The sequence below is a fragment of the Saezia sanguinis genome (assembly GCF_003991585.1).
Taxonomy (GTDB): Bacteria; Pseudomonadota; Gammaproteobacteria; order Burkholderiales; family Burkholderiaceae_C; genus Saezia; species Saezia sanguinis.
Genome location: NZ_PQSP01000061.1, coordinates 1 through 276 on the forward strand (window position 1 = coordinate 1; position 276 = coordinate 276).

A 276-nucleotide genomic window follows, 5' to 3' on the forward strand; every position below is an offset into this window, starting at 1 on the left:
CCATATGCGGGCCCTGCATCTCCACCACCGGCGCCACCGGAGCCGATTCCAGACGCGGCGCCTCCCACTGCGGGGCCTGCGGCTGAACCAAGGTCTCGGTGCCCGGATCGGCGGCCTGCGCGTCGCCCTCGGTCTCGGACTCGGGAGCGACCGGCCGATCGCCCGGCTGCCCCGGCGCCGCAGGCTGCTCGCCCTCGGGCTTGTTCGGCGCGATCGCCGGCTGCACCGCCTCGTCCTGCCCCGGAACTGGCAGCGGCGCCACACGCGGTGCGGTGA

General features: G+C 75.7%; 1 pseudogene. It reads right to left on the bottom strand.

The features are described 5' to 3' along the window. Window positions 1-262 (bottom strand): annotated as a pseudogene (locus CUZ56_RS15680) (hypothetical protein); the annotation flags it as partial. Window positions 263-276 lie beyond the last annotated feature (14 nt).